22 protein-coding genes are annotated in these 25,335 nt (G+C 38.9%); 15 read left to right on the top strand and 7 right to left on the bottom strand.

The genetic code is table 11. The features are described from left to right. Nucleotides 1-266 precede the first annotated feature (266 nt). From AB2Q86_RS02235 to AB2Q86_RS02255, 5 genes are all read left to right on the top strand, one after another. A complete protein-coding gene (locus AB2Q86_RS02235; RefSeq protein ID WP_012581962.1) occupies nt 267-458 on the top strand; it encodes a hypothetical protein in 192 nt (63 codons plus the stop codon). A 25-nt stretch (nt 459-483) separates the two neighbouring features. After that, the gene (locus AB2Q86_RS02240) at nt 484-1,293 is read left to right on the top strand and encodes a ZIP family metal transporter (protein ID WP_012581961.1); all 810 of its coding nucleotides are present in this window, start codon (nt 484-486) and stop codon (nt 1,291-1,293) included. Between the two features lie 292 nt (nt 1,294-1,585). Further along, entirely contained in the window at nt 1,586-2,986 is a 1,401-nt protein-coding gene (locus AB2Q86_RS02245) for a polysaccharide deacetylase family protein (protein ID WP_012581960.1), read from the top strand. Nucleotides 2,987-3,112: 126 nt separating this feature from the next. Then, nucleotides 3,113-3,316 carry a helix-turn-helix transcriptional regulator gene (locus tag AB2Q86_RS02250; protein WP_003729032.1) on the top strand — a complete coding sequence of 68 codons (204 nt, stop codon included), beginning with the start codon at nt 3,113-3,115 and terminating at the stop codon, nt 3,314-3,316. Between the two features lies 1 nt (nt 3,317). Further along, the gene (locus AB2Q86_RS02255; protein ID WP_003729031.1) at nt 3,318-3,728 is read left to right on the top strand and encodes a hypothetical protein; all 411 of its coding nucleotides are present in this window, start codon (nt 3,318-3,320) and stop codon (nt 3,726-3,728) included. Between the two features lie 52 nt (nt 3,729-3,780). Here AB2Q86_RS02255 and AB2Q86_RS02260 read toward each other — a convergent pair whose 3' ends face one another. Beyond that, nucleotides 3,781-4,080: a hypothetical protein gene (locus AB2Q86_RS02260; RefSeq protein WP_003729029.1), complete on the bottom strand. Its 300-nt coding sequence runs from the start codon at nt 4,078-4,080 to the stop codon at nt 3,781-3,783. A 102-nt stretch (nt 4,081-4,182) separates the two neighbouring features. Between AB2Q86_RS02260 and AB2Q86_RS02265 the strand changes: the two genes are divergently transcribed. Beyond that, on the top strand, nt 4,183-4,995 hold the full coding sequence (locus tag AB2Q86_RS02265) for a Cof-type HAD-IIB family hydrolase (protein ID WP_012581959.1): 813 nt from the start codon (nt 4,183-4,185) through the stop codon (nt 4,993-4,995). Between the two features lie 83 nt (nt 4,996-5,078). Here AB2Q86_RS02265 and AB2Q86_RS02270 read toward each other — a convergent pair whose 3' ends face one another. From AB2Q86_RS02270 to AB2Q86_RS02285, 4 genes are all read right to left on the bottom strand, one after another. Continuing rightward, on the bottom strand, nt 5,079-6,323 hold the full coding sequence (locus tag AB2Q86_RS02270) for an FtsW/RodA/SpoVE family cell cycle protein (RefSeq protein WP_012581958.1): 1,245 nt from the start codon (nt 6,321-6,323) through the stop codon (nt 5,079-5,081). Continuing rightward, entirely contained in the window at nt 6,320-6,751 is a 432-nt protein-coding gene (locus AB2Q86_RS02275; RefSeq protein WP_012581957.1) for a PadR family transcriptional regulator, read from the bottom strand. The genes AB2Q86_RS02270 and AB2Q86_RS02275 overlap by 4 nt, the downstream gene beginning before the upstream one ends. Nucleotides 6,752-6,753: 2 nt before the next feature. After that, entirely contained in the window at nt 6,754-7,302 is a 549-nt protein-coding gene (locus AB2Q86_RS02280) for a sigma-70 family RNA polymerase sigma factor (protein ID WP_012581956.1), read from the bottom strand. Between the two features lie 190 nt (nt 7,303-7,492). Continuing rightward, nucleotides 7,493-8,350, bottom strand: a complete 858-nt coding sequence (locus tag AB2Q86_RS02285; protein WP_003725150.1) for a GRP family sugar transporter — start codon at nt 8,348-8,350, stop codon at nt 7,493-7,495. Between the two features lie 160 nt (nt 8,351-8,510). On the opposite strand from AB2Q86_RS02285, the gene AB2Q86_RS02290 reads away from it, so the two are divergent. The 6 genes from AB2Q86_RS02290 to AB2Q86_RS02315 all read left to right on the top strand — a co-directional run bounded on the left by AB2Q86_RS02290 (nt 8,511) and on the right by AB2Q86_RS02315 (nt 15,621). Next, nucleotides 8,511-10,472, top strand: a complete 1,962-nt coding sequence (locus AB2Q86_RS02290) for a BglG family transcription antiterminator (protein ID WP_003729023.1) — start codon at nt 8,511-8,513, stop codon at nt 10,470-10,472. After that, complete coding sequence (locus AB2Q86_RS02295; RefSeq protein ID WP_012581954.1) at nt 10,472-10,936, top strand: PTS sugar transporter subunit IIA; 465 nt, start codon at nt 10,472-10,474, stop codon at nt 10,934-10,936. Before AB2Q86_RS02290 ends, AB2Q86_RS02295 begins: the two co-directional genes overlap by 1 nt. After that, nucleotides 10,933-11,253: a PTS fructose transporter subunit IIB gene (locus AB2Q86_RS02300; protein ID WP_003722977.1), complete on the top strand. Its 321-nt coding sequence runs from the start codon at nt 10,933-10,935 to the stop codon at nt 11,251-11,253. The genes AB2Q86_RS02295 and AB2Q86_RS02300 overlap by 4 nt, the downstream gene beginning before the upstream one ends. A 12-nt stretch (nt 11,254-11,265) precedes the next feature. Beyond that, nucleotides 11,266-12,372 carry a PTS fructose transporter subunit IIC gene (locus AB2Q86_RS02305; RefSeq protein ID WP_003725154.1) on the top strand — a complete coding sequence of 369 codons (1,107 nt, stop codon included), beginning with the start codon at nt 11,266-11,268 and terminating at the stop codon, nt 12,370-12,372. A gap of 15 nt (nt 12,373-12,387) precedes the next feature. Next, a complete protein-coding gene (locus AB2Q86_RS02310) occupies nt 12,388-14,970 on the top strand; it encodes an alpha-mannosidase (protein ID WP_012581953.1) in 2,583 nt (860 codons plus the stop codon). A 135-nt stretch (nt 14,971-15,105) separates the two neighbouring features. Then, the gene (locus AB2Q86_RS02315; protein WP_012581952.1) at nt 15,106-15,621 is read left to right on the top strand and encodes a hypothetical protein; all 516 of its coding nucleotides are present in this window, start codon (nt 15,106-15,108) and stop codon (nt 15,619-15,621) included. Between the two features lie 153 nt (nt 15,622-15,774). Here AB2Q86_RS02315 and AB2Q86_RS02320 read toward each other — a convergent pair whose 3' ends face one another. Both AB2Q86_RS02320 and AB2Q86_RS02325 read right to left on the bottom strand, forming a co-directional pair. Continuing rightward, on the bottom strand, nt 15,775-15,879 hold the full coding sequence (locus AB2Q86_RS02320; protein ID WP_109909189.1) for a type I toxin-antitoxin system Fst family toxin: 105 nt from the start codon (nt 15,877-15,879) through the stop codon (nt 15,775-15,777). Nucleotides 15,880-16,048: 169 nt separating this feature from the next. After that, on the bottom strand, nt 16,049-16,924 hold the full coding sequence (locus AB2Q86_RS02325; RefSeq protein ID WP_012581951.1) for a LysR family transcriptional regulator: 876 nt from the start codon (nt 16,922-16,924) through the stop codon (nt 16,049-16,051). 117 nt (nt 16,925-17,041) lie between these two features. Between AB2Q86_RS02325 and AB2Q86_RS02330 the strand changes: the two genes are divergently transcribed. From AB2Q86_RS02330 to AB2Q86_RS02340, 3 genes are all read left to right on the top strand, one after another. Next, nucleotides 17,042-17,611, top strand: coding sequence for a DapH/DapD/GlmU-related protein (locus AB2Q86_RS02330; RefSeq protein WP_012581950.1), 570 nt, complete (start codon nt 17,042-17,044; stop codon nt 17,609-17,611). A gap of 13 nt (nt 17,612-17,624) precedes the next feature. Beyond that, nucleotides 17,625-18,371: an SDR family oxidoreductase gene (locus AB2Q86_RS02335; RefSeq protein WP_012581949.1), complete on the top strand. Its 747-nt coding sequence runs from the start codon at nt 17,625-17,627 to the stop codon at nt 18,369-18,371. Nucleotides 18,372-18,733: 362 nt separating this feature from the next. Then, nucleotides 18,734-25,330: a DNRLRE domain-containing protein gene (locus AB2Q86_RS02340; protein ID WP_012581947.1), complete on the top strand. Its 6,597-nt coding sequence runs from the start codon at nt 18,734-18,736 to the stop codon at nt 25,328-25,330. Nucleotides 25,331-25,335: the final 5 nt, after the last annotated feature.

Consider the following 25,335-nt stretch of genomic DNA (forward strand, 5'->3'; position numbering starts at 1 on the left):
TTTATACCTTTTACAAAGAAATTCAATAAAAATGTTCGGAAAGCCGAATAAATGATAAATAAATTACATTTTTGTGCGGTAGGAAAGACGACAGTTGGTAAAGTAATTGGAAATTTAGCAGGATGTCGAAATTAGCCAGAATTCCAATTTACCAAACTTGTTTCGGGTAGAAGAATTCCGTGGAAATAATAAAGCGGCAGCGGCTTGAATAATCCAGTTGATTGCTTTATGATGAAGGAAAGACAAGTGCTTTGGAGGTGCTAGAAATGACAAAACCGATAGAAGAAATTGGTGCAGAATTCGGAGCAAAAGCTGAAAAAGTAGTGCGGAAAACTGGAAATGTTGCTGGAAAAGCAGCGAAGATTTCTGTTTATGGCTCCATTTGGGCTGCGAAAACAGGTGTAAATAAGACTCGTGCATTTGCTCAAGGCTTTAAACAAGGCTGGTCAGGCAAATAAAGCATAGGAAAAGGGAGAACGTGAATTGTTAAATTACTTATCATCACTAAATCCGGTATTGTTAGCACTTCTTGCCGGGATTTTTACATGGGCATGTACAGCAGCAGGAGCTTCACTCGTATTTTTCTTTAAAAATCTAAATAAAAAATGGGGCAATGTTATGCTAGGATTTGCTGCAGGCGTTATGCTCGCAGCAAGCTTCTGGTCGCTTCTTGCCCCTGCAATCGAAATGAGTAAAGATTTAGGGAAGTTTTCTTTTGTTCCAGCGCTTATTGGTTTTTTGCTTGGGGGAATATTTTTACGTGTAATTGATCGTATTATTCCGCATTTGCATTTTGGTTTCCCAGAGCAAGCAAAGGAAGGTCCAAAAACGTCCCTTCGAAAAAGTATCTTACTCGTTCTTTCTATTACTATCCATAATATTCCAGAAGGCGCTGCTGTCGGGGTAGCTTTTGGCGCAGTGATAACTGGAGATACAGAGACGCTTATTACAGCAATCGTTTTAGCGCTTGGTATTGGGATTCAAAACTTTCCAGAGGGAGCAGCAGTATCCATTCCACTGCGAGGAGAAGGGTTATCAAGAGGGAAGAGTTTCTGGTATGGTCAACTTTCGGCGGTAGTTGAACCGATTTTTGCTGTCATTGGAGCAGTGTTAGTTGTGTTTGTAACGCCTATTTTACCGTTTGCGCTTGCTTTTGCAGCGGGAGCAATGATTTTCGTTATTGTAGAGGAGTTAATTCCGGAATCTCAAGTAGAAGGTTCGGCCGATTTAGCGACTGCCGCAACAATGGCAGGATTTGCTGTAATGATGGTTTTAGATGTTGCTTTAGGGTGAAATAATATACTGTATAAAAAACGACATTAAATATTTGCGGAATGCGTTTTTTTACGGTAAAATTAATAGTGAAATACTTCACAATATGTTAGTTTTCAGGGGTAATCCTGTAACTATAAATTGGACACGGTAAAAGCTCCCACTTTATCCGTGTCTTTTTTGTAACATTTGTTACGAGTTTGTTGGTTCTTTTTTCCTATTTTAGTACAAATGGTAGAATCTTGCTTTTTTTCATGTATAATTGTTGTATACGAAAAACTGGGGAAGGTTTTTCAAAGGTGAGGTGCATAATGTGAAAATTAGGTGGATTAGAATTTCACTAGTTACGATTCTCATTATTGCCGTGGTTTTTGTTGGTGTAATAGGATTCCAAAAATACCAATTTTCAAAGTCGCGCAACAAAGTAATAATGCAGATGGATAGACTAATGAAAGACCAAGATGGAGATAATTTTCGCCGCTTGGATAAGAAAGAGGATGGAGTAGAAATTATTTCTTATATTCCTAAAACAGCTACGAAGGAAGACAACGAAATTATCCAGAAAGAGATTGAAAAGGCCAAAGCCGAAGAAGTGAAGAAGCTTAATAGAGACAAAGATAAGCAAGGGATTATTTTTTACACTTATCAAAAAGAAAAAATGGCCGAACAGGTAGTATCTTACAAAGCAGTTCAATCTGAGTACGTAAAAGAAGGTAAAACTAAATTCGTACTTAAAGATAAAAAAGATATTTGCCAAAACATTGTTACTGATGCAGAAACAGGGGCTTTATTAACACTTGGGGAAGTATTAATAAAGAACGATGAAACAAAGCTGAACTTAAAATCAGCTGTAGAGCAAGAACTAATTAAAACTGGAGATTATGCTGTAAAAGATGTTGGGAATCTTGGCAACATTAAGAGTTTAGTGAAATGGGATCAAACAGATTTCGAACTTACTAACTCTGAATTAATCGTACCAGTAGAAATACCTGGAAGCTCTGAACCTAAAAAAGTAAAAGTACAACTTGCTAATATTGCTAGCTCTGTGAATAAACGTTACTTACCAAGCAGCGTAAAAGTTCCAGAAGTACCAAAAGCAAAAACCAACAAGCGTATTGCACTTACTTTTGATGATGGACCAAGTGCTTCCGTAACACCAGGAGTACTTGATACGTTGAAACGCTATGATGTAAAAGCGACATTCTTCGTACTCGGCTCTAGTGTTGTTCAAAATCCTGGTTTAGTAAAACGTGAATTAGATGAAGGACACCAAGTTGGTAGTCACTCATGGGATCATCCACAATTAACTAAACTATCTAAGCAAGAAGTTTACAACCAGATTCTACAAACACAAAAAGTTGTATTTGATCAAACGGGTTATTTCCCAACTACAATGCGTCCTCCTTATGGGGCAGTAAACAAAGAGGTTGCTGAAGAAATTGGACTTCCAATTATTCAGTGGTCTGTTGATACAGAAGATTGGAGAAATAAAAATGCTGGGGTAGTAACGCAAAAAGTCCTTGCAGGTGCAACGGATGGCGCGATAGTATTGATGCATGATATCCACAAAACAACTGCTGCAAGCTTAGACGAAACGTTGAAACAACTGAAAAGTCAAGGATACGAGTTTGTGACTATTGACGAACTTTATGGCGAGAAATTGCAAATTGGGAAGCAATATTTCGACAAAACAGAGTCAAGAATGGTGAAATAAAAATCAGTAGCTAAAATGAGCTAATCATTTTAGCTACTTTTTTGTTGTACATGTAAAGTTTCCTTTACGTTTAGCCGAGTTTATTCTATACTACATATAAATACGTCTTTATTTGGTGGTGGTTAAGTGAAAGTTAGTAACAAGGTGAAACAGTTGCGGGAAGAAAGAAAAATCGGCCAAAATGAATTAGCTCTAGCATTAGAAGTATCAAGGCAAACGATTCATGCCATTGAAAAAGGTAAGTATAACCCTAGTTTAGAACTGAGTTTGAAAATGGCGCGCTACTTTCACCTAACAATAGAAGAGATTTTTCAACTGGAGGAGAATTAGTATGAAACGATACATTATTAATCGAGGTATTACGGTAGTTGCAACAATTATATATATGTTTCCACTTCTAGGAATTATTAAAGGGGAAGAAATATTTGGGGATATCGTTACGCCAATTGTTATGATTATTGCGGCTTTAATTGGGACACTAACTTCTATGTTCTTATTTGAAAATAAATCAAAGCGAGAATATGAGAAAGATAAACTAGAAAAAGATGAAAGATATGTCAACAATCGCAAAACGTTTTCTTATTATGCGCTTATCGTTTTAGCTTTGACGATACCAATTGTGTTGATTGTTCTTAATTTATATGGGATTGAACAAATCTCCATTTCGAGTTTGACAATCATTTTTCTTATCTGCTGTTTTGCATATATGATTGCGCTGGAAATTATCCGAAAAAAAGTATGATTTTAAGCAAAATAAAAAACATCCAACTCGTTCGTTGCATGTTACCTAGCATTTACCAAATTTTGGTGACAATGCCATAAATACTATTACGTGTAATCCAACCATTCACGTGTTTGTGATTATTAGAAATTTGATATTGCTTACCGCGGATTTTACTGATTTTATGTGTAAAAAAACTACCGCGAACTTTGCAAAATACGATATCGTTGACTTTGAGTTCTCTCGTGCCAATCGGTTCTAAACGAACAGGTTGCATCGATTTAATCAAAGGTAACATCGAATTTCCGCCTTCTTTATAACGCTCAATGGTTTCGCCACGTCTGAGTATTTCTACTGCATCCAGGCTTCTCATAAGTATGCTCCTTTCTAGTTGTTAATGCCACAATAACAAAATAAGAGAATGAAGTCAAATTTTGCTATAATAAAAATAATTATATTAGGGGAGGTTAGTTTGATGATTAGAGCGATTTCTGTAGATATGGATGGGACTTTTTTAGATGGAAATGGTGAATATGATCGTGCTAGATTTGAGCGGATTTATGAAGAATTAGTGAAGCGTGACGTTAAATTTATAGTTGCGAGCGGGAATCAATATTATCAGCTTAAATCATTTTTTCCTGGGAAGGATGAGGAGCTTTTTTATGTCGCTGAAAATGGTGCGGTTATTTTTCATCAAGGAGAACTTCGGAGTGTGAATCGTTTTGATGAAAGATTAGTGCAAAAGATTTTGCGGACGTTGATTCAAGAGTATCAGGATTTGCAAGTGATTCTTTGTGGGGTGAAGAGTGCGTATTTATTAAAAGCGGCGGATCCGGATTTTAAAGCATTTGCGAAAAAGTATTATTTTGAGTTGCAAGAGGTGGATTCGTTCAATGTGCTTCCGGATGATACTTTTATCAAATTTGCGCTTGATGTGGAAGTGGCTAAGACTGGGCAAATTGTCGAGGATTTGAACCAAACGTTTGCTGGCGAAATTCGCGCTGTGTCGAGTGGGCATGGGAGCATTGATATTATTATTCCGGGTGTGACGAAAGGGAACGCGATTCAGCAACTATTGAATGAATGGCAAGTGGCGCCAGATGATTTACTCGCTTTTGGTGATGCGAATAATGATATCGAAATGTTGCGATTAACTCCAAATAGTTACGCCATGCATGAAAGCAGTCCGGAAGTTCTTGCTACTGCGAAACATGTGGCTCCTTCTAATAAGGAAGCGGGCGTATTACAAGTTATTGAAGAGTATATGAAAAAAAGCCAAAGACCATGAGGAGGTCTTTGGTTTTTTGAAGGTTAAACCGTGCATGTGTATCTATGCATAGAGTTTTTACACCAGTATACACTAAATTAATTTTATATTGTGGGTTCTACAATATCTTTTCGCCGGTAAACATTTAGGATAAGACCGAGTAGTGCAGCGTAAACTAGTAACATGCTTCCCCCATAACTGATAAACGGCAGGGGTACTACCATGATTGGAACTATTCCAAGCCCCATAAGAATATTCCAAAAAGCTGGAACAGTAAATAATACAGCCCCTCCGATTGTTAATAATCTGCCGAATAAATCTTTTGTTTTAAAAGCGTTTAATGAAATCCGCAATATAAATACAAGCAGTAATAGACAAAGGAAAATTCCGAATACCCAGCCAAAAGAGTAGACAAGGAATGGAAAGACAAAATCTGTATGTGCTTCAGGGATTGTCAGATTGTTGTGAAGTCCCTTGCCGAACCAACCAGCCTGCGAAAGGATAGCTTTCACAGATATGAGATTATCCGAGAGATAGCTACTAGAGAATTTAAGAATCATCGTACTAATGAAAATAATACCTACAAGCAAATTACCAAGCGCTACTTTAATGGCAAATTGGTTACGACGATAATAAAAAATAGACATCACTAATACACATAAAAAGTATATAATACTAAATACAAATTGGCTGAGCATAATGTAGAAAATAACTGGGAGCCAAAATAGGATTAGTAGACCTACTAGTTTTTTCCAACCTTTAAAGTCAGTAACTTTGGTGAAATTACCAGCCCACGCTATCAAGAATAAATATAAGGATATAGCTGGACCATTAATCATAATACCCCCGAAAGAAAGCCATATTCCTCCGCCAATAAGCCTAGTACCGACAAAAAAAGATATGAAAAATAGGATTAAGGCAGCCGCGTAAAAATACATCCATAAATTTTTTAGTTTTCTATAATCAAAGAAAAGAAATCCAATCAGAGCAAGAATCGCAAGGGCGAGCCAGACGATTTGTTTTTTTATAAAGAAAGAATTAGGTGATACTACATCACTCATCAGTGGAAGAAAACCAATACCGGCAAGTAGGATAAATAACGCAATAAGGAGCCAATCCATTCTTGGTTTATGAAGCTGATTCATGTTTTTGCCAACAGCCGAGGGATCTCCCATTTCCTGCATTGCCTTTTTATCCGCATCTTCTAAGGATAATCCTCTCTTTTGAAAGGAGTCACTTAGCTCTTCTAGGTGATTATTAAGCTCTTTTTTAATCATACTGTGGGCTTGTTTGGATTTTACTTTAGCTATTACTTTACCTAAATATTCCTCAAATATAGCAGAACTCATAAAGAAGCCTCCTCTATTAAATTTTTCAGTGATCCGTGTTGCTTAGAGCCTCTTCGTTCAAAAGTTGCTACAAATTTTTTCCCTTTTGCAGTTAGGGAATAATATTTCTTATCTTCTATCCATTTTGATGAGAGGATTTTCTTGTTTTCAAGTAGATGTAACAGGATATAAAGCTGACCTTCATTGTTTTTGAAGCTAAGTTCATTTTTTTGAAATAGTTGGGTGGAAATTTCATAGCCATGCTTTGCTTCATCGTGCAGTGAATCTAAAATGTTTCTAAGCGTTTCTTCTTTCCAGTATTGAAGTTCTAAGTGTGATTGCTTCTTCCGGATTGTTTCTTTTACTGCATTTTTTCGCTCCTCGGAAAAAGAAAAACCCTCAAAATCTTTTTTTATAGAATCCTTTAAATTAGAGAATGGATCGTCCATGATTAAACCTCCTTTTTCATCTTGGTTTTTAATAATTCTCTGGCGTGTTTTAACCTGGTTTTCAATGTATTGCTGTTTACACCAGTAATTTTGCTGATATTCGCTAAAGAGAGTTCTTCGTAGTAATGTAAGAAAACAACTTCCCTGTACTTTACGGGCAAATCCATAACAGCGCTCATTAAGCTGTTTGCTACATCTTTTGCGATAATTTCTTCTTCAACGTGTTTTGTCTTGGATGGGAGATAATCCCAAATTTTTTCGCTGAAATTTAGTTTGCGGTAATGCCAACTACCCAAGTAATCTTTGCAGTGATTAATAGCAATTCGATATAGCCACGTTTTTATGGATGACTTATTATTAAACTGATCTAGCTTTTCGTAGCATTTAATAAATATCTCTTGCGTTAAATCTTCCGCTGTCGTTCGATTCTTTACATAAGAAAAAACTAGATGTAGTACATCATCGCTGTAGTTATCCATTAATTGGCTGATTATTTGTTCGGTATTTTCTATGCTATTAATATGAATTCCTATTTCTTCAAGTTCAGTCATTTAAGTTTCACCTTCTTCTGCAATATTAGACGAAGCAAGTATCATTTGGGTTTGGAAAAATTTTATTTATATCACATTATCTATCTCAAAATAACGATAGTCATCTTATAAAGTATTAACTATCTGTTGAAAATACGCAATAAAAAAAAGACTGTAGACAAAATGATTGCTCTACAGTCTTTGGTCTGTTCTATTTTAATAAACTAAGGAATACGACACCCACCATGATTAACAGTATACCAGAAAGAATAAAAGTCCATTCCAGCGGGCTTTTTTTCTGTTTAAAAATGAGGATGCCACCGATTGTTGCGACGATAACGCAAGCTTGTGATATCGAGAAGCTCGTTGCGACACCGAGTACAGCAGTCGCTAAGAACATGCCTAAATTGGCGATTGACCACGATAATCCGGTCATTAAGTTGAATGTAACATTTTTTCGGGAAATAGCAGTCTTTTTCGCTAAGTTAATACCAATGGCGCATGTCAGCATACCGATGGCTTGTGGTAAAATGATAGAAAAGCCAGTGACATCAAAAAGCTGGTTTGTCACTACGTAAAGCGTTAAAAAGAAAGAAGATAGAATAACGATACCGTAGACATGAAATGAAACCGACTCCGTGATATGATTCCCGCGTTTTTGAAACCCGGTCATTACCACCCCAATCAAGATTAAAATTACTGCAACAACTCCGATGATGACAGCCGTAACCGTTTGCCATTCCCGAAACACGAGAACAGCAAAAAGCGTTGCGCCAACTAGCTGAGTTCCGTTTGAAATCGGCATTGCCTTCGCTACACTAGAAGCCGCAATCCCTTTAAACTGCAGTAATTGACCAAAACTCCAAAAAATACCCGAAACAAAACTCACAATAAAAGAAAGAACCGTTATTTCTGGTGATAAAATCCAGAACAAAATGAAAGCAAATAATAGCGCGCTAATCGAAGTCCCCAGTAGTTGTTCCTCGGGGGTGCTTTTTCGTAAGTTCGCAATTATCGGCATAAATCCCCACCCAAGAACAGGGAGTAACGCAATAAGATAAATAGACATAAATAAGCTTCCTTTCTAGGTTAGTGGTGCTATTTAAATCTACCATTCTCCAAAATGAACAGCAATATCCCAAAATTACGGTATTCAATGCGGTAATTTTCGTAGTTTTCTGGGGATGAGTCTTTGTAATAGAATAAGCGTAGGGAAAGGAAAATTAAAAATGAAAGCGGTAACGAAAATGATTGCAAATCGCGAAAAAAATATCATTCAGTTTCTAATGAAGACAGGTCAAACACGTGTTGGAACTATCGCGAATCATCTCGGACTTTCAGAAAAAACAGTATCAAACTCACTGAAGGAAATCGATGTTTTTCTAAAGGATTTTGATATGACTGTTGTCCGTAAACCAAAAATCGGTGTGTATATTGAAGGTGATAACAAGGCTTTTGCCGAAGTTAGCCGATTCCTAGATAACCAAGTCAGCCAAATTCCATCAACTAAAGAAGAGCGGGTTATCTACATTTTTAGTAAATTGCTTAAAGCTGACGACTATATCACGATTCATCAACTTGCAGACGAACTATACATTAGCCGGAGCACGATTGAGAAAAACATGATGGAAGTCACGAAAATGTTGGAAAAAGAAGGCATCACCTTGTATAAGAAACCAAGTAAGGGCATGAAACTTCTAATTAGTGAACGCGAAAAACGCGCCCTAACCTCCAAATTTATTACTAATTTTTGGGGTAACAACTGGTATTTAAAACAAGAAGGTGAAAAGGTGCTCCAAGCTTTTGACACGATTCAAGCAGATGTCACTGGGATTTTTCCAGAAGAAGGCTTGAAAGAAATCATTGCGATTGTTCAAGAATTCAGTGAGCGTCATGATTTTGCCTTTACAGATTATGCATTTCAGTCGATTGTTATTCACCTTGCGATTGCGGTAGAGCGAATTCGCGAAGGCGAGTACGTGGAAAATGTTGAGAGCGATCCGATGAAAGATGCGTTTGAGTCACAGCGAAACAATACGGAAATCTTAGTTGGTATGTTAGAAGAACGTCTGGCTATTAAAATTCCAGCATTCGAAGTTGGCTATATTCAGTTACATTTAACAGCTGCCTATAATCAGCAACATGATGAACTGCTCGTCAATACCCGACCGCAAGAAGACGATGTCGCTGAATTTGTTAGTGAGTGTTTAGCAGAAGGTAATTACGATAAAGGCTTGCTGGAAGACCTGACGACGCATATGAAATCCGCCATTAACCGCTTAAAACTTGGTATGCATTTTAAAAATCCGTATCTCAGCAAAATTAAGCAAAACTTTCCCCAAGCGTTTGAAGAAGCGCTTTACTTTAAAGCAAAATTTGAACAAAAGTACGATGTGCAAGTGAACGAAGATGAGACGGCGTATATTGCGCTACATTTTGAAGCATACAAAGAAAGAAGTCGCTCTTTCCCCGACCAAATTCGCGTGGTGCTTGTATGCAGTACAGGTCTTGGTTCATCTAGATTACTCGCAGCTAGAATTAAAAAATATTTTCCAATGATTACGATTGAAAAAATATTATCTGTTCAGGCGTTAATGGAAACCGAAGTCGATGTAGATTTAGTGATTAGCACGATTTATCTCGAACTAGAGGATATTCCGAGCATCGTTGTCAGTCCGATGATGAGTAAAGCGGATTTACAACAAGTTGAAAGCCAAATCGAACGAACGCGACGCAAGAAAAAGAAACGTAGCCAACCATTTGTTGATTTAATTAGACCGAAAACCATTTTTGCGAAGTTAGATGTTGCAACGATGGAAGAAGCGATTGCGGAAATTGGCGGCAAATTGGTGGAGCAGGGGATTGCTAAGCCTGGCATCGTGGAAAGTGCGCTGAAAAGAGAAGCATTATCGTTTACTTCTTTTGAAGAAATGGCGACTCCGCACGCAGAACCTGCACTTATAAATGAATCATGCATTGCTATCGCAACACTTAAACAGCCGGTGAAATGGGGCTTAGTCGATGTGGATAAAATCTTTTTTATCGCTTTGACAGAAAAAAATGGCATTAATTTAGACGCAATGTACGAACAGTTTTATAAATATATTGATAATAAAAAATGGCTAGAAAAGCTGACGCAACTAAAAAGTGCCGCAGAAATTTATGAGCATTTGTTAAAGGATGGGATGTAATGGAAGTAAAAGATATTTTAACTAAAGAATTAGTCGTTTTTGATTTAGAAGCGGCAACCAAAGAAGCAGCAATTGAAGAAATGGCAGAACTGCTAGATGAACGTGGTATTTTAGCGGATAAAGCGACTTATGTCCGAGCAGTTTTGGATCGTGAAGCACATTCAACTACTGGAATAGGTAATAACATTGCTATCCCACACGGAAAAAGTGAAAGTGTCACAAAATCGGCCATCGTTTTTGCAAGAACGAAAGAAATGATTGAGTGGGAATCGCTTGATGACGAACCGGTAAACATGATTTTCTTACTGGCGATTACTGATTCTGACAAAACAGACGGTCACTTAAAAATCCTTGCAGAAATTGCAACGAAACTAATGGACGATGATATTGTCGAAAATTTAAAAAATACAAGAGACGAAGAAGAAGTTATTCGAATTTTAAATGGAGGCGTAGTAGAGATATGAAACGTAAAATTATCGCAGTAACCGCATGTGCGACAGGAGTGGCGCACACATATATGGCAGCACAAGCACTTAAAAAAGGCGCGAAAAAAATGGGCAATCTTATCAAAGTAGAAACACAAGGCGCGACAGGAATTGAAAATGAATTAACGGAAAAAGATGTAAATATCGGCGAAGTAGTTATTTTCGCAGTAGATACAAAAGTTCGTAACAAAGAACGTTTTGACGGTAAAGTCGTGCTGGAAGTTCCAGTAAGCGCACCGATTAAAGATGCAGAAAAAGTAATCAACGCAGCACTTGCGTTAATTGACGAAAAATAAGGAGGATCTACCATGTTCAGAAAAATTGGGAGTGAACTGAAAAAACACGTTTTAACAGGTATTTCATATATGATTCCGCTCGTTATTGCAGGTGCCGTAATTATGGCAATTGCGCGGGTTGGTGGTTCGTTTTTCGGAATTACAGATATTTGGGATGCGAAATACGCAGACAGTGCGAATAGTTTAATTTCACTACTGCATAGTTTAGATGGTTTTGGTGGCTTGGCGCTAGGAATGATGTTCCCGGTTATTGCAGCATTTATCGGGTATTCCATTGCGGACAAATTAGCACTGGCACCTGGTCTTGTTGGTGGGTTACTGGCACGTGATATCGGCGCTGGTTTCCTTGGGGCACTGGCAGCTGGTTTAATCGCTGGCTATACATGTCTATTGATTAAAAAATACGTGAAACTGCCAAAAGCGGCGGCTTCGATTGTACCAGTATTTTTAGTACCAGTTTTTGGCACACTTATTACCGTTCTTATTATTAATTATGTGGTTGGTATTCCTTTCGCTGACTTAAATACAGCCCTTGAAAATTGGCTAAATGGTATGTCTGGATCGAATCAAATTCTAATGGCGGCTATTATCGGCGCGATGGTTGGTTTTGACTTAGGCGGACCTGTAAATAAAGCAGCTGTAACGACGGCGATGGCGCTTTTGACAAGTGGAATTTATGCACCAAACACAGCAGCACAAGTAGCAATCATCATCCCACCACTTGGTCTTGGTTTAGCAACATTAATCGCAAAACGTAAATATAACACTGAAATGCGTGAGGCTGGAAAATCTTCTCTTATCATGGGACTTGTTGGGATTAGTGAAGGGGCAATTCCTTTCGCGGTAGAATCTCCGCTTAAAGTTATTCCGGCTACGGTTCTTGGTTCTGCTGTCGGCGGGGCACTAGCTGTAGGTCTTGGCGCAATTAACCAAGCGCCAATCAGTGGTTTTTATGGCTGGTTCACAGTTGAAAATTGGCCAGTTTACATTTTAGCGATTGCTGTTGGAACACTAATCGTTGCGGGTATGTCAGTCGCTTTACGTAAAGCAAGTGCAGGCGAAGAAATGGCTGGCTCTAGCTACGATGACGAAATTGACGAAGCAGAATGGGAAGCTTAAAAAACGGAGGTAACTATGGTTAAAGCACATATTGTGAACCATACGCATTGGGACCGAGAGTGGTATTTCACCTCGGCCGATGCACTGGTTCTAAGTGAACAACTTTTTACAGAAGTAATTGACGAATTAAAAAAGCACCCAGAAGCAAACTTTGTACTTGATGGGCAACTGTCGATTTTAGATGATTATGTCGCATTGTATCCGGAAAAATTAGCGGATATTAAACAGCTGATTGCGGATGAGCAACTTTTCATCGGTCCATGGTTTACGCAAACAGATGCCTTTTTCGCGCATGGTGAGTCGATTTTGCGCAATGCGATGATTGGGATTTTTGATAGTAAAAAATACGGCGACTATATGAAAATTGGTTATTTGCCAGATACATTTGGCTTTAATGCCCAAATGCCGACTTTACTTGAGCATGCTGGCTTTGATAATGTGATTTTCTGGCGTGGGATTCATCTTGGTGAACATGTTGCGTCTCCGTATTTTAAATGGCAAGGACTTGGCGAGGAAGCTTCTATTTATGCGATTAATATGCCACAAGGTTACGGCACAGGTATGCTGCTGGAACCAACCTCGGCATATGTGGATGGGCGCCTCGACCCGGCAATTGATTTCATTGAAAAGTACAGTAAAACAACTGAAGTTTTAATCCCATCTGGGAATGATCAGCTGAATATTATTAGTAATTTTGCCGAAAAATTAGTGGAAATAAACAAGATGGGACGCCATGATTATCAACTTAGTACCTATCAAGATTTTATTCAATATGTTAGAGAACTGCCCGACTTAGAAGAATATCGCGGCGAATTTAGAAGTCCGGTTCTTGCGCGAGTGCATAAAACTATTGGATCCAGTCGAATGAATATTAAGCTGAAAAGCGCGTCACTCGAGCAAAAATTGCTAACACGAATTGAGCCGCTTCTTGTTATTGCTAAAGCATCTGGAATTTCTATTAGCGAGCGGTTACTAATGCATACGTGGAAGAAACTTTTAGAAGGTCAAGCGCACGATAGCTTGGCGGGCTGTGTTTCTGATCCAGTTGCCGAAGATATTTTGCACCGGATGAAAGAAGCTGATGAACTGTGTGATAGCATTGAAAACACGATTGTGAAGAAGATTGCCGATGATTTGTCACTTGCGGCGAACGAAATTATCGTTTTTAACACGGATTTACATGATTTTGACGGATATAAAGAAATACAAGTAGTAACCGAGCATAAAAAAATCCATTTCCCAGCGTTTCCGGACGCAACGATTGTCCAAGAAGAGTTCATTCCATCGCGTGAAAATGTGCTAGAAGAAACACCAGCCGGAAACCGGTTTATTGAAGAACCTGGCTACTATGTGCTTCAAGTGCGCGTCAAAGTGGAGCTTCCAGGCCTTGGCTACCGCGTGATTGCTTTTGAGGAGAATGACCGTGAACTGGATTCGATGATTGCTTCCACTAATGTGACAATCACGAATAATTTCTACAAAATCACTTTTGAAAATGGTGAAATTGCTCTTGAAAAACCAAACGGCGAGCGCATCACTTCTTTTATTACACTAGAAGATGATGTGAATGCGGGAGATACGTATGATTATTCACCACTAGCCGGAGATATCGCGGAATTATTCACTTTTTCCGAAGCAAAAACGGAGAAATCAAGCGAAGTCGAACGTTTAATTTTAACAGGAAAAAGCGATTTCCCACTTGATCGTTTGACGAAAGAAGGGCATGGCGACCTGCAAATCAAACTCATTTTAGAGGTGAAAAAAGGTAGCGAACTGCTGGATGTTAAAGTTGAAGTAGATAACCAAATTAAAAATCACCGTCTACGCTTAAAAGTAAATACAGGTGTTAAAACAGACTACAACATCGCGTCACTACCATTCGGATATATCGAGAGAAAACCAGTTGTACCAGCGAATTGGCAAGAAACATATAGCGAAATGCCAATCGACATCGAACCACTAGAACAAAGCGTGACGCTAACAAATGAAGCAGAAAGTTGTACCATTTTCACACGGGGCATCAAAGAATACCAACAATTGGATCAACATTTAGCACTGACCCTACTGGCAACAACCGGACAACTCGGAAAACCTGATTTAGCATACCGTCCAGGCCGAGCATCAGGCGACACAACGAAAAAAGGTCACGTGCTCATCGAAACAGAAGGTGCGCAGTTACTTGGTAAACATGATTTTTCATTAGCCATTTACCTCGGGGACCAAGCTTTCGATGAACATAAAACCGCTGAACGAACAAAAGCGTTCAACCAAGCAAACGTGTCCTACCAGCGTCAACCGTTCAACCACTTTTTACACCGTTTAGACAATAAAATCCAGAAAACAGAACGAAGATTAGGCGCGAAGCAAACGTTAGGTATGTTGAATTTGCCGAAAGAATACTTAGTTTCAGCGTGCCACCCGTCCTACTACTCAGCAGATAAATACATTATCCGCCTGGAAAACCCAACTAACACACCACAAAAGTTGGCACTCTCGGATATGTCGTTTGAGTATGTGAATGCCATCGAAGAAGTTGTCGCAAATGACAACAACAGGATTCCAGCATACGGCGCTGTTACGTTACGATTAGAAATATAGAAAAAAACTTGCTCAAAGAATTTATTTTGAGCAAGTTTTTATTTATGTTGGATTGCAATGAGTTATTAAACATGGTATCTTTGGATTGAAAACGCTTTAACTGGCAGAATCATTTTCAAAAAAGGAGATAGAGAAATGAATCGACAACAATTAGAGAAATTGAATCGGGATTGTATCTATGAAGTGTATGAAGATAGGGAAGAAACTAATGAATTTTATATGGGATACATAAAAGCAATTTTTAAAAAGTACATTATAATAGAAAATTATCATAGAAGTGGTCAGTTTGATGGTTTTGCTATTATCGCCAATGAAAACATTTTTAAAATTCAAAAAGGCACCAAATATCTGGAGCCCTATAAAAACGTAAAATCACCACAAATTCAAATGCCGGAATTAAGTAGTAAAGGAGATACCCTATATAATTTTCTTCAGTGGGCGAAAGAAAATAAGAAAATAGTGGAGTTAACAACAGTTTGGGATGAATTAATTATTGGGGAGATTGACGTGCTTGATGATGAGTTGCTATCAATGAACGTTCTTTTGTCTGATGACTTTTCACCTGATGGGCAATGTTTTATTGAATATGAATCGATTCTAGATGTTTGTGTCGATACGTTGAAATTGCGATTTATGGAAGAGTGTTGTTAAAAGCTTTTATTTTTCCGTGTGAGTGTCTCCGTGAGTTGTATTTTTCCTAATAAGTGTTATAATAAAGTTGGAAAATGAATCATTTAATGCACAAAAACCCCCGAGTCCGGCTAAAGACCTCGGGGGTTTTCTTGTGGTTAGAACGGTTGCCGTCTACTTATGTTTTTTATCACTACGATGTTCTAACCAATATTTGTAGGTAGCTAAAGTAATTCCTACAAAAATCGGAGCGATAAGACTGGAAAAAAATAGAATCATTTAATGCACCTCCCTTCAAAAGAACAATGTTCCTATTGTTCGTCTGAAGGTAGACGACTTAATTATTATAGCATGCTCACATAATTTAAAGAGATGTTTTAAAGAATAAAAATAAATCCATAAAAACCAGCAATGAAACTAATATTAGTTTCATTGCTGTTTTTTTTACTTATTTTGTAATTTCTTTTTCTATCAACCGCAAAAATTCCTTCGCTGCGCTCGAAAAAGTGGGGTTCTTTTTCCAAACAATGCTTATTCCAGCAGTTAGGGGCGGCGAAAAAGGAATAAATTTCAAATTCGTATTGTCCGTGTTGATAATGCCATCGATACAAAGAATACTGGCAATATTTTCTTTAGCTAAAAGTGAGGCATTATAAAGCAAATTATATCTACCAATCACATTCAATTGTTCAAAATGTCCTCCTAACCAACTTGCTAGTTGATTATCCACGAAAGATTGATTCGAAACCATTATTGGATTTTCTTGAATATCACCCGGAATTATAACTTCTTTTTGTGCTAAAGGATGGGCTGTATTTACTAAAATTCCCCATCTATCTTCTAAAGAAAGCTGCAAATATTCGTATGCATGCATTTCAACAGGATTAATGACCAACCCAAAATCCAGCAGCCCATGCTCGATTTTTTCTAAAACATCGTCGGCATTACCACTATGTAGTTGAAACGTAATCTCAGGATGTATTTCTCTTAGCTGATGAATGACACTACCAATAAACTCAAAACCTCTCGTTTCCCCAGCACCAATCGTTATTTTCCCACTAATTGTTTCATTTTGTAGCAAGTTCGAAGTTGTTAATTCGACTAAAGATAAAATCTCCTTCGCGCGATTTGCCAAGTAAATCCCGTCTTCTGTTAAGGTAATAGAACGATTTCCGCGAATAAACAGCGTCACGCCTAACTCTTCCTCAAGTTCTTTCAATTGTTTAGAAAGCGTTGGCTGAGAAAGATGAAGCACTTCCGCAGCTCGACTAATCGTTTTTTCACGTGCAACAGTTAAAAAATAATTCAACACACGAAGCTCCATTAAAACCACCCTTTCCTATAACTAAAATGAATAGTTGGATATGCTTTATAAGTATTATTCAATTATAACTTCTCCCGCTATAATTAAATAGTAAAAGGTTTTCGAGGGGGAAAGCGCATGATAGAACAAGATTTACAGAAAAGACTAGTCGACCAAGAAATTCTCCAAGGGTCGGATTTGTTAGATGAAATTCACGAAGTAAAACAAAACAATGAACAACTTATCATCGAACTAAACACCAAGTACCACTCAAAAAAAGAAGTGACCAAATATCTCAGTGAAATCACTGGAAAACCAGTCGATCCGTCAGTCGATGTTTCACTTCCTTTTTATAGCGACTTCGGGAAACATATTACTTTTGGGAAAAATATCTTTATCAATTTAAATGTAACTTTCGTGGATTTGGGTGGGATTATGATTGAAGATAATGTCTTAATTGGCCCGGGAGCAAGACTTGTGACCGTCAACCATTTAGTTAGCCCGAAAAAAAGACGTGGACTACGGGTAGCCCCAATTTGTGTGAAGAAAAACGCCTGGATTGGCGCAAATGCAACGATATTATCAGGCGTAACAATCGGCGAAAATGCCATCGTTGCAGCGGATGCAACCGTCACAAGAGATGTCCCAGCAAACGTTATCGTCGCGGGAAGCCCAGCCAAACAAATTCGTAAAATTATCGAGGAATAAGGAGAGATAGCAAATGACAATCAAAAATAAAGTAATTATCATAACCGGAGCATCATCCGGAATTGGTGAAGCAACAGCCTTACTTTTAGCTGAAAAAGGAGCGAAAGTGGTTCTTGCTGCTCGTCGCGTGGAAAAGCTGGAAAAAATTGTTCAAACCATTAAAGCGAGTTCAGGCGAAGCAATTTTTGCCAAAACGGATGTGACAAAACGCGAAGACAATAAGAAATTAGTAGAATTAGCGATTGAAACATACGGAAAAGTAGATGCAATCTTTTTAAATGCGGGAATCATGCCGAATTCGCCATTATCGGCTTTAAAAGAAGACGAATGGGAGCAAATGGTTGATATCAATATTAAAGGCGTACTGAATGGAATTGCCGCAGTTTTGCCTTCTTTCATCGCTCAAAAATCAGGACATATCATCGCCACTTCTTCTGTAGCAGGATTAAAAGCATATCCCGGCGGCGCAGTATATGGCGCGACTAAATGGGCAGTCCGTGACCTAATGGAAGTATTACGAATGGAGTCAGCCCAAGAAGGAACCAACATCCGCACCGCGACCATTTATCCAGCAGCTATCAATACGGAATTACTAGAAACAATCACGGATAAAGAAACTGAACGAGGAATGACGAGCTTATACAAACAATACGGCATCACACCTGATCGTATCGCGAGCATTGTTGCGTATGCTATCGATCAACCCGAAGACGTCAACGTAAATGAATTCACAGTAGGTCCAACCAGCCAACCGTGGTAAATGGAAAGTATCCTTGAACTGATGCATAATCAGTTCAATTTTTTTGTATCGCAAGGATAAATGAAACATGATATCTTTTAAATGAAAGCGCTTAAAAATTATTTTTGACTAATTTATGTCAATTTTGATATGAAAATTATTTATTCGAATAAAAAGTAAAAAAATTACATCTTGCATAACTTTTTAAAATAAAAACATGCTATAATGATTTTGTTAAATTTGGAAAAGGACCAGTTTTACTCGTTTAAAACTGGTCCTTTTTTAGGAAACGAGGATAGTGAGGTTGTTAGCGGGGAGATAGAAAATAGAGAACATAGCAAGACATCGAATGAAATTACATTGAAAAAGGGAGAGCTTGATACATGAAAAAACATGCAAAAGCAAAAAAAATCTTAGTGAGCCTAATAGCTATTATGCTATTTCTTTCACTAATACCTGGTTATGCACCAATGGCGGAGGAGACGTCAACCGGGGTAGCAGAACCAGAAAAGAAAGCGGGAGAACAAGCACCAACAGAAGTGAAAGACGAACGAACAGAAAATGAAGTGGTTTTTGATAATCACGACGGGAGCTTTACGAAACAAATCTTTGCGGATCCTATCAATATGGAAGTTGATGGCGAGATGAAACGCATCGATGCGAATGTGGAGAAAGAAGCAGATTCTGACATGATTGTTCCAAAACAAACTCCATTAGAATTAGGCTTCTTAGACAAAATGGAAGACGGCGCATATCAGAAACTAACAAAAGCTGGCGCAGAAGTTACTTTTCGCTTAAAAGGAGCACGTACAGGTGAAAATGAACAAGCAGTTACAGACCAACCAGCGACCTACAAAGAAAATGAAGTTACTTATGAAAATGTATTTCCTAAAACAGATTTACGTCATTTAACTTTTCCACAATCAGTAAAAGAAGACATCGTACTACATGAACCTAATCAAGTAGATACGTATGTTTATCAAATAGAAACAAAACTAGGTTTAGAGCTGGCAAAGAATGGCGATGTGCTATTCAAAAATAAATCCGGCGAAACAATGTATACGCTTCCGAAACCAGTTATGACAGATTCCAATGTCGGCGCTGAGACCGGGGAAGCAGCGTTATCCGAGAATGTTTCCTTTGAAGTGAAACAACTCACCAAAACAGTCTATGAGCTACAATTAAAAGTAGATACAGCATGGCTAAATGATGCCGCGCGCGAATATCCTGTCTATATTGATCCATCTGTCCGATTAGATGAAGTGTATAATGCCAACATCAATTCAGCAAAACCAACAGAAACCAATATCGGAAGCAAACTTTGGGATTCAGGCCAAAATGCTTACACGTTAAAACTTGGTAAATGGGACAATTCAACAGGAAATAATGCCGCCTATTTAAAAATGGACACGTCTACTTTAAATAAAGCGACGATTTCTAAAGCAACGCTAAAAGTGTATAACATTTGGCATATGTCCCCAACAGTTAAAAATGATCTTTGGTACTATGAATCTAATGCGAACTGGTCCCCATGGCAAGTGACATGGAATACAGCTCCTGCAACGACACGGATTGGAAGCGTCAATGTCGGTCGAGGTGAGTGGGCGAATTTAGATGTCACTAAAACAGTTCAAGCATGGGCAAGTGGCGTGCGACCAAATAACGGTTTCCGCCTAGCTACGAACATTGATCAAAACTATTGGAAAAAATTAGTAGCAAGTGAAAATAATAAAAACTATCCTTATCTAGAAGTAAATTATACGTATGCTCAACCGGAAAAACCTACTGTTAAAACGAATTCGAATGGAGTAGGAACTGGAACAGGTTACATGGATTTATCTTGGAAGGCTGTTCCTGGTGCAACGAGTTATAATATCGTTATTTCTAATGGATATAACTACGAATATATTAATACAAAAAGTACCGCAACCACTTGGAGCACTAAAGGGAAGAAAATTTTCCCAACAAATGACGAAATCGCTAATGGAGAATTCGAATTCCACCATGATGGCAAAGGAACCGAATTCGCTCTTGATCCGCGAGCGCAATATGAAAATGCGTTTCAAGCTGGAAGTACTTTTGGACTGCGCAATTTAACGCGCTATTTATTCAGAGTGCAAGCCGTTTTCCCGGGTGGAGAAAGTCCGAATTCCGACTTAGTATTTGCCTATATGCCAATCGAAAAACCACAACCCCCTGCTGCGAAAGCATATTCTAACTTAGCTCATAAAGAAACAGGATACGTGGAACTTAACTGGGAAAAGAGCCCAATGGCGGATGGCTATAAAGTACTTGTCTTCAATGGGAAAGTCTACGAAGAATACGATGTTGGCGCAGAAACAAAGTGGACCACCCAAAATAAAGGGATTTGGCCAACCAAAGAAGAAATTGCAGAAGGTAAATTCGCTCTTCATCATGACGGAAAAGGCGATGAACTAGCAAAAGATCCTTCTCCAGTTTATACCAATTCTGGCGGTAATTATAAAGAACGAACAAACTACTGGTTCCGAATTGTTGCGTACCAAAAAGCGGGAAATAACGCCACAAGTATTCAATCCGAACCAGCGACACCATCCCTTCCAGAAGTAGTAAATAAACAGCTAGGAATGGTAGATTACTGGACAAGTGTGCCGGTACGTGGCGGCGAAGTAAACGCTACAAATGGAAACTTTTTATTCCATGAAACAGATTTTAACTTAGAAGGCCGCGGCCCGAGCATCAATGTCGACCGTACTTTTAACAGCCAAGATGACGCAACAGGCATTTTTGGTAAAGGCTGGACAAGTACGCTTGAAGAGAAACTTATTGAAGAAGAAAACGGAAATATCGTATGGGTGGAATCGGACAAGAAAGTCCATCGTTTCACTAAAAAAGGTGATAAATACGAGGCTCCACCAGGCATTTACTCCGAGATTACTAAAAACGCAGATGGCTATTTGAAAATAGAAGAAGATAAGTCAGAAACGCGCTTTTTAGCTGATGGACGATTAAAATCCGAAAAAGATACAAAAGGCAATGAGTTAACTTATGAATATACAGACGGCAAACTAACAAGCATGCGCGACGCTTCCGGACGTACCGTGACTTTAGCGTATGAAGGCGAGCTCGTAAAAGAACTTGTCGGACCAGAAAATCGTAAAATCAGCTACACGTATAATGACAAACAAGAGCTAATCAGTTCATCCACGGCCCGCGGGAAAATATACCGCTATGGCTACACAGATGGCTTATTAACATCGATTTACGATCCAAAACATACAGAAGAAAAACCATACGAAACAACTTTTGCTTATGAAGAAGAGAAATTAACAGAAATAACCGATCCGGTCGGCAAAAAAACAACACTTTCTTATGACATGGAAGAGCAACAAACAACTTTGACAAACGAGAAAAAGAAGAAAACCATTTATTCCTACAATGACGCTGGAAATCCAAAGAAAGAAATTGTGGATGCAGATGGTCTCAAACTCACAACGACCTACACATATGAATCAAATAACCTAGTAAAAGAAGTGAATCCTAAGGGACAAGAAGAAACATACGCTTACGATGCAGATGGTAATATCACGCAAGCGACAGATGCTTATGGTACAGAATCATATACCTACAATGGAAATAACGATGTAACGAGCGCAACTGACACAGAAGGCCGCAAAACAACGGTTGCTTATGATGGAGCAGATGCGGTATCAGAAACACTTGCGACAGAATCTCAAGTATCCTCTGTAACACAGTATGACGCCTATGGAAATCCAATTCGAGGTAGTGGGGAACTTTCTTCAGCAGGTAACTTACTTCAAAACAGCGGCTTTGAAAAAGGAGCAGGAGTTTCTAACTGGACTCTTATTCAATGGGATGCAAAAGGAAGCATGACATTCGATAGCACTCAGTCAGCTCCAGGAACACTCGGCGGCAGCGGTTCCGTTAAACTAACAAGCGAAGCAAATTCTACCGTAAAAGGCTATTCATCCGTTACTCAACGCGTTGATGTAGAACCAGAAACAACGTATACATTTAGTGCCTGGATTAAAACATCCGGAATGACAAACGCCGATGCACTGCTCATTGGACGTTTACAAGATGCGAATGCAAAAGACATTACCGATGCTGGCGTATGGCAATCCAACCGTGCGACATCCATCAAAAAGAACGGCGGCTGGGTAAAACGCCAATTAACCTTTAAAACATCTAAAAACACGCGCCAAGTCTTGCTTTATTTAGACAACGAACAACCAGCTCCACATAAAGGAAAAGGAACAATTTGGTACGACAATGTTCAATTTGAAAAAGGTAGTGTTGCTTCCAGTTACAACCCGGTAGTCAACAGCAGTTTTGAAGAGCACAATGGAACGCTTCCGACTGGCTGGGCACGTTCAGGAAATACCGCACTTACACAAGCAAAAGTAGTAGATAATGAAGGCTACAGTGGTGATAGTGCCGTTTATTTTGAACGAAAAGCAACAAGTGAAGCCTATACACACATTGCCCAAGATGTGCCAGTAAATCAAAAAGAAGCCAAAGCATTAACAATTTCCGCACTATCCAAATCAGAAGATGCCAAATCAAACGGCTCAGTTGCTACGATGTCGAACGATTATTCTGTCTGGGGAACAATCAACTATCAAGATGGCACAACTTCTTCCGTACAAGGACAATTCCCGCTAGGAACCAACGACTGGAACCGAAGCGCAGTAGTAATTAAACCAACCAAACCAATCAAATCAGTTAAAGTTTACACCATGTTCCGCAATGGTTTAACAGGAAAAGCATGGTTTGACGACGTACGTGTCATAGAAGGCGAAGTATTAACAAAAAATGAATACGACGCTTCCGGCAACTACGTAACAGCCAGCTATGACGAAGAAGGCCGTAAAATCAGCTTTACTTACGACATTTACGGCAACAAAACATCCGAAACAGACGAAAAAGGCAACAAAAAAACATTAACTTATGATGCAGACAACGCGCTTATAGATACAAAACTAGCAAACGGCACATCTGTAGCCTATAAGTACGACGACAATGGCAACACCACCGAAAAAAATGTCACTGCATCCGGCAAAACGCAAAAAAATATCTATGAATATGACGTAGATAACAAAATTACCGCATTTACCGATGCGCTCAATCGCACAATCAAGTACGAATACGATGCAGCCGGTAATGAAACAAAAGCAATCATGCCAAATGGTCGCGTAACCGAAAGCACATACGATTCCGCTGACCGTATGGATGGCATCAAATGGAATGATAAACTAGCATTTAAATTCCAATACGATCCAAACGGCAACCAAACAAAAGTAACCGATGAAATTAACAGCATCGTAACCGACAAAACCTACGACGATGCCAACCGAATCACCAAAGTAGCCGAACGAGGTGGCGACGTAAGCTACACATACAAAGACAAACCAACAAAAGACAACAAAGGAAAAACAGACAAAGTCGGCGAAGTAGCCATTAACCACGGCGACTACACAGCAAAAACAAGCTACACATACAACGACTTAGACCGAAATACCCGCGTAAACGATGGAAGCAAAAACGCCTATTTCGAGTTTGACGAATTTGGAAACATCAACGTCTACACAGCAGGAAACGGCACCGCAGCCAACTACACCTACGATAGCACCCAAAAAGTCACCAACGCAGCTATTAGTAGTGCAAGCGGCACCCAAATTTTAGACGAAAACTACACCTATGACGCAGCAAGCAATCGCACAAGCATCGACAACAAACAAGACGGTAAAACAACCTACGAATACGATGCAGTTAACCAACTAACCAAAGAAACACTACCAGACGGCACCGTAAAAGCATACACATACGATGGCTTCGGAAACCGCACACAAGTAGCAATCAGCGGAAGCGAGACAAAAACAATTGCCGCAAGTTATAATGATGGTAATCAACTGGTTTCGTGGAACGGAGAAGCGCTGACGTATGACGCCAATGGTAACCGTACAAGCGATGGCAAGTACACGTATACATGGGATACCGGCGACCGTTTAAGCAGCATTACGAAAAAAGGTGAGAGCGAGCCGTTTACAAGTTATACGTACGATGATGATAACCGCCGCTTGTCGAAAACCGTTGATGGCGTGACGACGAATTATCATTATGACGGCGATAGTATTGATGTTCTGTATGAAACTGATGGGGATGGAAAAGTAGTTCGTCAGTATGTTTATTCGGATGATAATGTTCGTTTAGCGATGAAGATGAATGGTAAAACCCTCTATTATCACTATAATGCGCATGGCGATGTTATTGCACTCACAGATGAAGCAGGTAAGATTGTCGCTGAATATGCGTATGATGCTTGGGGAAATGTGCTGAAAAACACTGCCTCTACAGAAGAAGCCAAAGCGAATCCGTATGGTTATGCGGGATATACGTATGACAAGGAAATTGAACAATATTACTTGATGGCGCGTTATTACGAACCAGAGCAAGGCGTGTTTACCGCTTACGATCCAGACCCAGGCGATGAAGACGACCCGCAGACGATGAATGGGTATAATTATGCGAATAATAATCCGGTGATGATGTTTGATCCTGATGGTAATATGCCTTGGTGGGCTGCGGCAACTATAGGTGGTGCAATAGGAGGAGCAGCTAAGTATTATATAACAAATAAAATTCGAGGTAAGAAATCAACATGGAAAGGTGCAGGTAAAGCGGCTTTTAGAGGTGGTAGAGATGCATTGTATTGGACCACAGGTGCTAGGGTTTTTGGTCTTGCTGGTAAAGTAGGAACAATAGCTAAAGTATTCAAAAAGGGAACTAAAAATAGATCATTTAAAAAACAGGTAATTAAAAATATCAAGACAATAAAATATACAGTAAAAAGTAACTATAAATCCCTAAGAAAGAATTATAAGAAGCACTTGAGCACTAAATTAAATTTAAAATCAGGTAAGAGTTATAGGAAAATGGCAAAACGATATTATAATAAAATTAGAAGGAAAATGAGCTAATAACA

Origin of the sequence: Listeria monocytogenes (assembly GCF_041765605.1) — a bacterium.
GTDB classification, from domain to species: Bacteria; Bacillota; Bacilli; order Lactobacillales; family Listeriaceae; genus Listeria; species Listeria monocytogenes_D.